General features: G+C 74.0%; 9 protein-coding genes. 5 read left to right on the top strand and 4 right to left on the bottom strand.

Annotated elements, in window-relative coordinates; translation table 11 throughout:
* The first annotated feature begins 52 nt into the window (after positions 1-52).
* The 3 genes from ACIP4P_RS28490 to ACIP4P_RS28480 are packed head-to-tail and all read left to right on the top strand — an operon-like array spanning position 53 to position 3,151.
* Positions 53-1,420, top strand: a complete 1,368-nt coding sequence (locus tag ACIP4P_RS28490) for a Dyp-type peroxidase (protein ID WP_400923204.1) — start codon at positions 53-55, stop codon at positions 1,418-1,420.
* Positions 1,417-2,565: a catalase family protein gene (locus ACIP4P_RS28485; protein ID WP_400923202.1), complete on the top strand. Its 1,149-nt coding sequence runs from the start codon at positions 1,417-1,419 to the stop codon at positions 2,563-2,565. The genes ACIP4P_RS28490 and ACIP4P_RS28485 overlap by 4 nt, the downstream gene beginning before the upstream one ends.
* A gap of 28 nt (positions 2,566-2,593) precedes the next feature.
* Complete coding sequence (locus ACIP4P_RS28480; protein ID WP_400923200.1) at positions 2,594-3,151, top strand: hypothetical protein; 558 nt, start codon at positions 2,594-2,596, stop codon at positions 3,149-3,151.
* 19 nt (positions 3,152-3,170) lie between these two features.
* On the opposite strand, the gene ACIP4P_RS28475 is transcribed toward ACIP4P_RS28480, so the two are convergent.
* Together ACIP4P_RS28475 and ACIP4P_RS28470 are read right to left on the bottom strand one after the other, a co-directional pair.
* Positions 3,171-6,059, bottom strand: a complete 2,889-nt coding sequence (locus tag ACIP4P_RS28475) for an ATP-binding protein (protein WP_400923198.1) — start codon at positions 6,057-6,059, stop codon at positions 3,171-3,173.
* A gap of 80 nt (positions 6,060-6,139) precedes the next feature.
* Positions 6,140-6,628 carry an ATP-binding protein gene (locus tag ACIP4P_RS28470; protein WP_400923196.1) on the bottom strand — a complete coding sequence of 163 codons (489 nt, stop codon included), beginning with the start codon at positions 6,626-6,628 and terminating at the stop codon, positions 6,140-6,142.
* A 293-nt stretch (positions 6,629-6,921) separates the two neighbouring features.
* On the opposite strand from ACIP4P_RS28470, the gene ACIP4P_RS28465 reads away from it, so the two are divergent.
* Complete coding sequence (locus ACIP4P_RS28465; protein ID WP_400923194.1) at positions 6,922-8,184, top strand: alpha/beta hydrolase family protein; 1,263 nt, start codon at positions 6,922-6,924, stop codon at positions 8,182-8,184.
* A gap of 198 nt (positions 8,185-8,382) precedes the next feature.
* A complete protein-coding gene (locus ACIP4P_RS28460) occupies positions 8,383-9,363 on the top strand; it encodes an NADPH:quinone reductase (protein ID WP_400923192.1) in 981 nt (326 codons plus the stop codon).
* A 182-nt stretch (positions 9,364-9,545) separates the two neighbouring features.
* Here ACIP4P_RS28460 and ACIP4P_RS28455 read toward each other — a convergent pair whose 3' ends face one another.
* Both ACIP4P_RS28455 and ACIP4P_RS28450 read right to left on the bottom strand, forming a co-directional pair.
* A complete protein-coding gene (locus tag ACIP4P_RS28455) occupies positions 9,546-10,940 on the bottom strand; it encodes a cytochrome P450 (protein WP_400923190.1) in 1,395 nt (464 codons plus the stop codon).
* Positions 10,941-11,093: 153 nt separating this feature from the next.
* Positions 11,094-11,473: amidohydrolase family protein (locus ACIP4P_RS28450; protein ID WP_400923188.1), on the bottom strand; the 380-nt coding region annotated here is incomplete at its 5' end.

Raw genomic sequence — 11,473 nt, 5'->3', positions numbered from 1 at the left:
GTTCAGAGGAGGTTCCGATGTCCCTGACCACCCGGCCCCCCGCCCCACCGGGGTGAGCGAGCCCACCACGGGCGCGGTGCCGACGCTCGAACTCGCGGACATCCAGGGCACCGTGCTGCGTCGCCGCCCGGACGACTACCACGGCACCTACCTGCTCTACCGGATCGACGACCCGGCGGCGACGAAGCGCTCCCTGCGCGACGTCCTGCCGAAGATCACCAGCGCGGCGGACTGGGAGACACCCCGCCCGTTCACCCTCAACATCGCCTTCTCCCACCGGGGCCTGGCCCGGCTGGGCGTCCCACCGGAGTCGCTGGCCTCCTTCGCCCCGGAGTTCCGGGCCGGCATGGCCTCCCGCAAGGAGGTGCTGGGCGACTCCGGCGCCAACGACCCCGCCCACTGGACCCCTCCGCTGGGCGGACCCGAGGTGCACATCGGGGTGATGATCATCTCCGGCCGTCCGGACGGGCTCCACGAACCGGTGGAGGCGGCCCGGCAGCTGGCCGGGGTGAGCCTGGTCTACCGGCTCGACGTCGGCGTCCCGGTCACCGGCCGCGAGCACTTCGGCTTCCGCGACGGCATCTCCGGTCCGTACCTGATCGGCAGCGTCGAGGAGCCGCTGCCCGGCCAGGACCACGTCCAGCCGGGCGAGTTCGTCTTCGGCTACCCGGACGAGACGGGGGTGCTGCCGAAGGGCCCCGCCCCGGACGCACTCGGCCGCAACGGCTGCTACCTGGCCTTCCGCCAGTTGCACGCGGACGTCGCCGCGTTCCGCCGCTACCTGCGCGAGCACGCCCGCTCCCCCGAGGACGAGGAGCTGCTCGCCGCCAAGATCGTCGGCCGCTGGCGCAGCGGTGCGCCGCTCGCCCTGGCGCCGGAGCACGACGATCCGGACCTGGGAGCCGACCCCCGGCGCAACAACGACTTCCGCTACCGGGACGACCCGCGGGGCCTGCTCGTCCCCTGTGGCTCGCACATCCGGCGGGCCAACCCGAGGGACGGTCTCGAAGACACCGTGGTGCAGACCCGGATCCACCGGGTGCTGCGGCGCGGGGCGGCGTACGGGCCGCTGCTGCCGGAAGGCGTCCTGGAGGACGACGGCGCGGAGCGCGGGATCATCTTCGTCTTCATGGGCGCCAGCCTGTCCCGGCAGTTCGAGTTCGTGCAGCAGGTGTGGCTGAACGACGGCGACTTCGCCGGCCTCGGCTCCGAGCAGGACCCCCTGGTCGGCAACCACGACGGCGCCGGTGTGCACACCGTCCCCGCCCGACCGGTCCGACGCCGGCTCACCGGGCTGCCCCGGTTCGTGACCGTGCGCGGCGGCGAGTACCTGTTCCTGCCCGGCCTCAGCGCACTCCGGTGGCTCACCACGCTGCCCGACCCCGCCGAGCCCCCATCCACCCCGGAGGACACCAAGTGACGGCCCCAGAGCTGGACTTCACCCCCGTGCGGTACTCGCCCGAGATCGACCCGCCGGAACCCGACTTCGAGCGGAGCCTGGCGAAGTGCCTCGACGTCATCGAGACCTTCGAGCGGGGTTCGGTCGAGGGGGAGGGCGAGAACCGGGCCGTGCGCTTCGCCCACGCCAAGGCCTACGGACTGGTCCGCGGCACCTTCGAGATCCTCGACGGCGTACCGCCCGCGTACGCCCAGGGCGTCTACGCCGTACCCGGGACGCACGACGCGCTGGTCCGCTACTCCAACGGACTCTCCCACCTGGGCGCCGACCGGATGCTGGGCAACGTCGTCGGCATGGCCACCAAGGTCTTCGGCATCGACGCGCGGACCACCCTGCCGGACGAACCGGTCAGCCGCACGCTGGACTTCAACATGATCAACGGGCCGATCTTCTTCTGCAACACCGCGGCCCACTACACCTTCCTCTCCAAGCTCTTCATCGACCTGCCCAAGTACCGCCTGGACGGCCGCCGGGGCAACCACCAGATGTACTACGACTGGGTCACCGGCTACGGCACGCTGCCCCCGGACCAGTGGGCCTGGGACGAACTCGGCGCGCTGCTGCGGCTCGGCGCCCGGGCCCGCTGGCAGAACCTGCTGCTCTCCTCGTTCTTCTCGATGGGCGCGGTGCGCCACGGCGACCACGTGGCCAAGCTCCGGATCCGCCCGACCGACGCCTCGGCGGCCCGCGTGCGGCTGCGCGACCTCGACCCGAACAGCCGGGACGAGGTGTTCCGGCCCGCCCTGGTCGACGAACTCGCCCGCACGGACCATGAGTTCGACTTCCAGGTGCAGCTGTGCGCCGACCTGGGGACGATGCCGGTGGACGACCTCACCGTCGAATGGGAGGAGCACCGATCCCCGTTCGTGACGGTCGCCAGGCTCCGCTTCCCCCGCCAGGACATCGGCGACGCGGACAACCTGGCCGCCGCGGACGGCCTCTCCTTCACGCCGTGGCGCTGCCCGCCCGAGCACGTGCCGATCGGCCCGATCCAGACCGTCCGCAAGGAGGTCTACCGGCGCTCCTCCGTGCTGCGCCACGACCTGAACGGCCAGCACCGCGCCGAGCCCGCCTCGGTCGCCGACGTGCTGCCCGGCCATGAATGACGACCACGACCGACCGAAAGGCAACCGCATGTACGACTTCGACCCGAAGACCTACCAGCCGATCTCTCCCGACGTCCCGGTCGAGGAGATCGCCAAGGCGTTCCAGCACCCCCGTCAGCAGACCGAGGGGGTCGGCCTGCGGGCGGTGAACCGCTCGGAGTTCACCCTGATCGCACCGGTCATCCAGCCGACCGGACCGGCCGTCTTCCGGGAGCGCGCCGAGAAGGCCTGCATCGAGGCGCCCTACTGGGAGAACCGCCTCGGCACGGTGCACGACCTGCGGGTCGCCCTGGTCAACGACGGGCAGCAGGTGCTGTTCTGCGCGACCTACAGCGACGAGTTCAAGCCCTACGTGCTGGACGTCATCCGCTTCGCCACCCCCTGGATCGACCACATGTTCACCGATGTGGCGCTCGGCTACCCGGGCCTGCAGTCCGAGGACGCCATCCCCTACATCGCCAAGTACCAGGTGCAGGCCGGCGTCTGGTACGGCGGGCCGAACCCGGAGGCCACGCCACGGGACATCGGCAAGGCCATCGCGGTGGCCAGGGCCTTCGACAACCTCCTGGACGCCGCCCAGAGCTGACCCGCCCCCGCCGCCGGGCTCACCGGTCGGCCGGAAGCGCCTTGTGGACGTTGGCCCTGGTCGTGCGCAGCTTGCGGAGGACCTGGGCCACGTGCTTCTCGACGGTCCGTTGGGACAGCACCAGGCTCCGGGCGATGTCCTGGTTGGTGGCGCCCCCGGCGAGCAGTCCGGCCACCTCCCGCTCGCGCGGGGAGAGTTCGTCCCCGTAGCCGCGGTGGCCGGACGGCTCCGGCCCACCGGCCAACCCGAGGTCGCGCACGGCGCGGCGGCAGCGCGCCGCGTCCTCGGTGGCGCCGAGGTCCGTGAAGGCGTCCAGTGCTTCGGCCAGCCGTCCGGACGCCTCGTCGGGCTGTTGCGGCGCGAGGGCCCGGCCCACCTGCTCGGCCGCGTCGGCACTTTCGTACGGGCGACCGATCTCCTGCCAGCGCCGACGGGCGTCCTCGAAGTGCGCGGCCGCATCCTGCGGGGCGTCCACGCGGAGCAACAGGCCTCGGGCCAGGGCGAGTTCCGCGCGGCCCGCCGGCGCGACCCGCCCCACGAGACCCTCCTCGGCGTCCTCGACGAGGCGCCGGGCGAAGTCCCGGCGCCCGGCGGCCAGGGCGGCCTCGACGGCCGTGCGGATCAGGCCGACCGTCCTCGCCCAGGTGCCGGCCTCGCGCAGTGCGGCGACGGCCGGGACGACGGCGGCGAACGCCCCCTCGGTGTCCTGCCGGGCGAGCCGGACGGTGGCCAGGCCCGCCGCGACCCACAGCACGTCGCTGACCTGGGCGTGCCGCTCGGCGTACCCGGAGGCTGCCTTGAGGTGCTCGGCACCCTGCCGGAACTTGCCTCTGGCAATGGCGAGTCGGGCGAGTATCTGTTCTTCCTTGAGGTCGAAGAGCGGCGCCATGTCGGGATACTCGGCGCGCAGCCCGGTCAGTCGCTCCTCGATGCCGGTCCAGCGGCCGGCCAGGAACTCCAGCTGCAGGAGCGCGAGCCGGCTGAAGCAGGTCAGGCTCGTCAGGCCCAACTGTTCGGTCAGGGACCGGCATTCGGCCAGCAGCCGCCCCGCGCGCCGGTCGTGCCCGGTCTCGATGGCCATCCTGGCCGAGTTGTACAGCGCCCGGGCGGTCTGCCGGAGGACCTCGCCGTCCTCGGCGCCGCGCGGCAGCCGGTCCAGCTCCTCCCAGGCGCCGGGCTCGCCGTCCCGGACCAGCAGGCTCAGCCGGGTGGCCAGCACGGCGGCCCGGGCCGCTTCGTCGGCACTCCCGCCGAGCGTCCGCTCGGCCCGGTCGAGCCAGTCCCGGGCCCGTACGGTGGCACCGTCCCGCTCGTTCACCGCCAGCCCGGTCATCGCCCGCGCGGCCAGCACCGGCCGTTCGGCCAACTCCCGGACGGCTTCCTCCAGTTCGCCGAACCCCGAGCGGTCGCCGAGCTGGTTGATGGTCAGCAGCCCGAGGGCGAGCCGGATCTCGCCGCGCACGGGGACTGGCAGGTGTGCGTCCGCCAGGAGCCGCCGCAGCAGCCCGGCGCTCGCGGTGAAGTCCGCGCCGTTCACGGCGAGTCGCGCAAGTGCGAGCGCCACCCGCTCCCGGCGTTCCCCGTCCAGCTCCGGCCGGTCGAGGAGGCGACGCAGCAGGGTCGCGGCCGTGCCGGTGTCGCCGAGCGCGGTGGCCTCCTCGGCGGCCTCCTCCGCCCGCTCGTACCAGGCGGCGAGGTCGCCGGCGGCGAGCGTGTGGTGGGCGATCTGCACCAGCGGGGGCGGGGACCAGCTGCGCAGCTCCTCGACCGCCCGCTCGTGCAGCCTGGTCCGGGTCGGTGCCGGTACGTGCCGGTAGGCGACCTGCTGGGCCAGGACGTGCCGGAAGACGTAGCGGCCCGGCTCGCCCTCGCGCAGCACGGCCGCCCGGATGGCGGCGGCGAGGCCCTCCGCGCCGAGGCTCGGTTCGACCCCGGCGACCCGGGCGAGCACGGGCTCCGTACTCGGGACGGCCAGGACGGCGGCGGCCGCGACGATCGAGGCCCCCGCCGGGGGCAGGGCGTCGAGCCGCCCGGTGACCGCCTCCCGCAGCCCGGCCGGTACGGCGGCGCGGCACAGCCGGGCGACGAGGTCGCCGCGCTCCCGGCCACCGGCCCGGTCGCACAGGGTGATCAGGTCCTCCTCGGCGACCAGCGGCAGGCCCTCGCTGCGGGTGTACAGCGCATCGCCGAGCTCGGCCGCCCCGGAGCGCCCGAGCGCGGCCGTGGCCAGCTCCAGGACGTCCCGTCCGGCGAGGCGCTCGATGCGGACCGTCGTACCGCCGACCCCGGGCGGGCGGCTGTAGGCGGCGCCCAACACGGTGGCCCCGGCGGGCAGGTCCTCAGCCCGGTAGGTCAGCACCAGGCTCAGCTGCCCGGGTGCGTCCCGGGCGAGCAGCAGGAGCAGCTCGCGGGTCGCTTCGTCGGCCCAGTGCAGATCCTCGACCACGAGGACCACCGGCCCGACGGCGGTGAGCAGCGAGCGGACCGCCTGGGCGATCTGGTGCCGGTGGAGCCGTGCCTCCCCCGGTGTGCCCTGCGGCGGCGGGGGCAGCCGGTCCGCGAGGTCCGGCAGCAGCGGCGCGAGCGCCCCGGCCGTGGGCGGGATGCGTCCGACCGGCGGGAGCAGCGGTCCGGCCCCGCGCAGCGCGTCCACGACGGGCCCGTACGGGAACGGTTCGCGCAGCGGATGGCAGAGCCCGGTGAGCACCGGGCGGCCCTCGGCGGTCAGGACCGCCGCCGCTTCGCGGAGCAGCCGGGACTTGCCGATGCCCGCCTCGCCCTCGACCAGGACGACCGCGGGCGGGCGGCGGACCGCGTCGAACAGCACCCGGAGCTCGCGCTCCCGGCCGACGAAGGCGAAACCCCGGCCGAGCCCTCGGACGTCCCCTGGACCGGCAGTCCGCGTCACGCGATCACCGCCTCTCCCGGTCACGCTAGCCCGCGCCCCGACCCCGGGCAAACACGGGACCGGCCGGGCGAAGCGGCCGGTCAAGCGCGTGCGGAGGGCACGGAGAGGGTGGCCACGACCGTGGTCCCGGTAGCGGAGAGGAAGGCCAGCCATCCGCTGGTGGCGTGCGCCACCAAGTCCAGCCCCCGCCCGAAGGCCGCTCCGGCGTCCTCGGGCACCCGGCGCGGCGTCTGCCGGACCCGCCACCGGCCGGAGTCCTTGACCTCGACCGTCAGCTCCCGGCCGCGGTACGTGACCAGCACCGTGACGTCCGGGCTGCCGCTGTGCAGCACCGCATTGGAGACCAGTTCGGTCACCACCAGCTCCAGCGCGTCCACGGTCGTCCGCGGCACCGACCAGCGCAGGGCGGTGTGCCGGGCGAACCGCCGCATCGCGGGGACCGCCCGCTCGGTCGCGGGCATGCTGCTGGCCGCGATCGTCACCGGCGGTGGCGGGGTCGCACCCCGCCGGCGGGAACGGACGGCGGGACGGACGGCGGGGCGGGACGAGGCCTCGACGGTGAGCACCATGAAACTCCTGGATCATCCCGCCGTCGCTGTACCGGCGGGCTTGCTTCGACCGTGCGCCACACCGGGCGCCCGGGGCAACGGGTACGGCCCGGAATGCGTATACCCAAACCCGGTCACGGGCCGGCCGGACACCGCCCCTCCCTTCGGACGTCCCGGGGGCGTGGCCCTCCGCTCGGTCTTCCGGGTGAGTCCGATCGACGGCTCCCTGCCGACCTCGCCCTCTGCCGTTAGGTTCCGACCAGACGGGACACGGCCCCGATCTGACCCGTTCCTCTCGATGGGAGACACCCCTGATGACCGCTGATCCGTCGGAACCGCTCGACCCCTTCTACCGGGTGACCGCCGAGGACCTGCGCGGCGACCCCGGCGACGTGATCCGCTCCAGGCCGCTGACCGGCTCGGCGGCGCTGGAATCCGCCGACAGCACCCACCTGGTCGTCTACCGGTCGACGAGCGCGATGGGCGGGGACCGCCACGGCGAGCCGATCGGCGTCTCCGGTCTGGTCGCGGTGCCCAAGGGCCCCGCTCCCGTGGGAGGTTGGCCGGTGGTCAGCTGGGCGCACGGCACGGTCGGCAGCGCCGACAAGTGCGCGCCGTCGATGGACTCCGACGAGCTCGGGCCGCCCGCCGACAGCGGCATCGGCCTGCTGCGGAAGATCAACAAGGCGCCGCACACCCTGCTCAACGCCTTCCTGGAGGCCGGCTGGGTGGTCGCGATGACCGACTACGAGGGCCTGGGCACCTACGGCAACCACCCGTACCTGCTGGGTGAGTCCGAGGGGCGGGGCATCATCGACATCGCCCGGGCGGCCGGCCGCCTGCCCGGGACGGCCGGTCGGATCTCGGACCGGTACGTGATCGTGGGCCACTCCCAGGGCGGCCAGGCCGCCCTGTTCGGCGCGCACCTGGCCTCCACCGGCCGCTACCCCGGCGGCGGCACGGTGCTGGGCGTCGCCGCCCTCGCCCCGGCGTCCAACATGAAGGACGGCCTGTGGGTGGCCTACCAGAGTCCGGTCCCCATCGAGGACCTCGGCGGCTTCATCCCGCTGTTCTGCAACGGCGTCTTCGGCGGCGACCCCACCATCGACAAGTCCCAGATCTTCCAGGACCAGGCACTGGAGAAGTACCTCGCCGACCACGACACCAAGGCCCGCGTCGAACTGAGCGAGGACCCCTTCTGGGCCGACCGCCCGCCGCTGGCCGCCCTCGACAAGCCCCGCGGTCTCTTCCGCACCCAGGTGCTGGACGCCGCGCGGGCCGAGGCGTGGGCCAGGTACTGGGCCCAGGTCGACGCCTTCAACCCGGCCAAGGAGATCCGGGTGCCCATCCGCGTCTCGCTGGCCGAGGGCGACACCCGGGTCCTGCCGCTGACCACCCGGAAGCTGATCGAACAGCTCGACGGCATCAACACGGACAACCCCGTCCGGGTGGTGGCCTACGAGAAGGGCACCGTCGCAACCCCTGAACCCGCCCTGCTCGGCGAGCACTTCGGCCTGCTCGTCGACCCGGACGAGGTCGCCGCGCTCGTGCGGTGGAGCGGAACGCTGCTGACGTAGCAGTCCCCGACGTCGACCTGCTCGCCGGGCGCCCTGCCCCGGTGCGACGTTCCGGCCCGCTCCCGGCAGACCGGACCCGGCGGCGACACGCCGCTGCGCGCCGCGCCGGGCGGGGTCCGCGGCCGACACGGCATGATGCTCGGGGCCCGGGCACCGGCCGAGCCCCACTCGCTACCCCGTGATCGGGAGGGATGACACATGCTTGCGTCCTGGTACGACGAGCAGGGCCCGGCGGCCGACGTGCTGAAGGTCGGTGAGCTGCCCGACCCGACGCCCGGCCCCGGGGAGGTGCGCGTCCGGGTCACCGTCTCCGGGGTGAATCCCGGCGACACCAAGAAGCGGCGCGGCTGGATCGGGTCGGCCATGCCGTACCCGCGCGTGATCCCGCACAGCGACGCCGCCGGGGTCGTCGACGCCGTCGGCGAGGGGGTCGAGGCCGGCCGCGTCGGGCAGCGCGTGTGGGTGTACGGCGCCCAGTCCTACCGGCCCTTCGGCACCGCCGCCCAGTACACCGTCGTCCCCGGCGACCTCGCCGTCCCGCTGCCCGACCACCTCGGGGACGACCTCGCGGCGAGCCTGGGCATCCCCGGAATCACCGCCCACCGCACCGTCTTCGCCGACGGACCCGTGGACGGCAGGATCGTCCTGGTCAACGGCGTCCTCGGCGGCGTCGGCTCCCTCGCGGCCCGGCTCGCCCGCTGGGGCGGCGCCACCGTCCTCGGAACCGTGCGACGCACCGCCGACCTCGACCGCGTCGACCGCGCCGTCGTCTCCCACGCCGTCGCGCTGGACACCGGAGACCCGGCCGGCGCCATCCGCCGCCACGCCCCCGCCGGGGTCGACCGGATCATCGAGGTCTCGCTGTCCGACAACGCCGACCTGGACGCGGCCGTCGCCGCGAACGACACCGTCATCGCCGCCTACGCCACCCGCGCCGACCGCACCGAACTCCCCTTCTGGACCCTGCTCTTCAACAACGTCACCCTGCGCCTGTTCGGCAGCGACGACTTCCCCGCCGAGGCCAGGCACCAGGCCGCCCGCGACCTCACCGCCGCGAGCGCCGTCGGCGCCCTCACCGTCGACGTCGGTGCGCGTTTCCCGCTCACCGACATCGCCGCGGCCCACGACCGGGTCGACGGCGGCGGCCGGGGCCGCGTCCTGATCGACGTCCCCCGATAGGTTCGTCGCGGCGCCGACCGCTCCACCGCCTGCCAGAACCGGGTCAAGTCCGCCGCCCACCGCGCCCGCTCCCAGGGCGCCTGAGCGGGCCGGTGGCGGGCGGCGGACATGACCGTGCCCCGGAGACCCGCATCAGCCTGACCGACTCCGCATCCGACAACGGGTGAGCGAGGTCCGTACCGTCAGCCCGCCGCAGGCCCCCGGGGGCGGGTCACCGTCGCGGTCAGGCGGGTCGGGTTGAGGGTGAGGCTGGGGAGGTGGGGCCGTTTCAGATCGTGCGGCCCGATGTGCAGGTCCCAGCGGGCGGTGATGGTGGCGAGCATCAGCACGCCTTCGGTGAGGCCGTACTCGTCGCCGATGCACTTGCGGGCACCGCCGCCGAAGGCCGCGGCGGGAACGGCCGGACCACCGGCCTCGGGGGCCCAGCGGTCCGGGTCGAAGCGTTCGGGGCGCTCGTGCAGGGCGGGGTCCTGGGCGAGGACGTACGGGCTGTAGGCCAGGGTGCTTCCGCGCGGGACTCGGTACGGGCCGAGCGTCGCGTCGGCGGCGGCCGTGCGGGTCAGCAGCCAGCCCGGCGGCTTGAAGCGGACGGCTTCGAGGAGGGTCTGCCGGGCGTAGCGGAGGCGGGGCAGGTCGTCCCAGCCGGCCGGGCGGGTGCCGAGCACCGAGCGGCATTCCTCGGTGAGTCGCCGTCCCGCCTCGCGGTCGCGGGCGGCGAGGTAGAGCGCCCAGCAGACGACTCCGGCGGTGGTCTCGGTACCGGCCGCGTACATGGTGACGGCCTGGTCGACGAGTTCTTCGTCGGTGAACGGCCGGTCCGTTCCGTCGGCGCCCCCGGAGGCGTCCCCGGCGGCGAGGAGGGCACCGAACATGCCGTCTCCCGGATTCCGACGCAGCGTGCGGACCAGCTCGGCCATGGTCTCCCGCGCGCGTCGGCCGGCGCGCCGGTAGCGCAGGTTTCCCGGCGTCGGCAGCGCGGCCAGCGGGGCGGGCAGCACGGCTCGCCGCATCACGGCGGTCAGGAGGGTCTGCAGGTCCTCGTCCAGGCTCCGGACGGCCTCCGCCGCCAGGGCGGTTCCGAAGATCGTGGACAGCAGCACCTCGGCGGCCACCGACCTGGTCGCGCCCACGAGTTCGATCCGTCGACCCGGCTGCCAGCTGCTGACCACCGCGTCGATCCGCTCCGTCATGGTCTCGGCGTACCGGGGCAGCTGCGCGCGGTGGAAGGCGGGCTGGATCAACCGGCGCTGGCGGCGGTGGTCCCGGGCCGGGCAGGTGACCAGTCCGTTGCCCGCGACGTCGCGCATCCGGTCGAACAGTACGCCGCCCTTGTCGAACACCCGGTCGTGGGTGAGGACTTCGCGGGTGAGGGCGGGGTCGCAGACGACCAGCAGGCGCTGCGGGCCGAGCCGTACCTCCACCAGGCCCCCGTGCGCGGGTAGGCCGCGCAGGAACGCCAACGGCGAGGCGAGGAAGGCCCCCAGGTGCCCGATGACCGGCCGGGCACCCGGGGCCGGGAGCGCCCTCGCGGACCCGCTCGCCGACGGTGGTGGGCCAATCGGATCGGCACTCGACACGATGCGGACCTCCTGGCGTCAGAACCATGGATCGGGGATCAGGGATCAGATATCAGAGATCAACTTGCAGGTTACGAGACAACTTTGACGATATATCAGATATCTGCAGGCCGGCAGGCCTTCCGCGGAGGTGACTGCGGCTGCGGCCCGTCCTCAACGACCGGGAACCGCGGGGAACCTGTCGCCGCCGACCGCCCAGCGGCCGCGGCGCATGACGGCGACCAGGTCGTAGCTCTCGGAGTCGACCACGACCAGGTCGGCGAGCTTGCCGGTCTCCAGCGAGCCGATCGAGTCGGCGAGGCCGAGCAGCCGGGCCGGAGTGGTGGACAGGGACTGGACGGCCTGCACCAGGGTCGATCCGTGGACCAGCAGGGCTCTTCGGAAGGCCCGGTCGAGGGTGAGGGTGGAGCCCGCGATGGAGCTGCCGTCGGGGAGCATGGCGACGCCGTCCTTGACCTCGACCTGGAGGGGGCCGAGGGGGTAGAGGCCGTCGCCCATGCCGGCGGCGCCCATGGCGTCGGTGATCAGGGCGA

Origin of the sequence: Kitasatospora sp. NPDC089509 (assembly GCF_044749365.1) — a bacterium.
Classification (GTDB): Bacteria; Actinomycetota; Actinomycetes; order Streptomycetales; family Streptomycetaceae; genus Kitasatospora.
The sequence above is the reverse complement of the archived record's forward strand: the minus strand, read 5'-3'. Positions and strand labels throughout refer to the sequence as shown.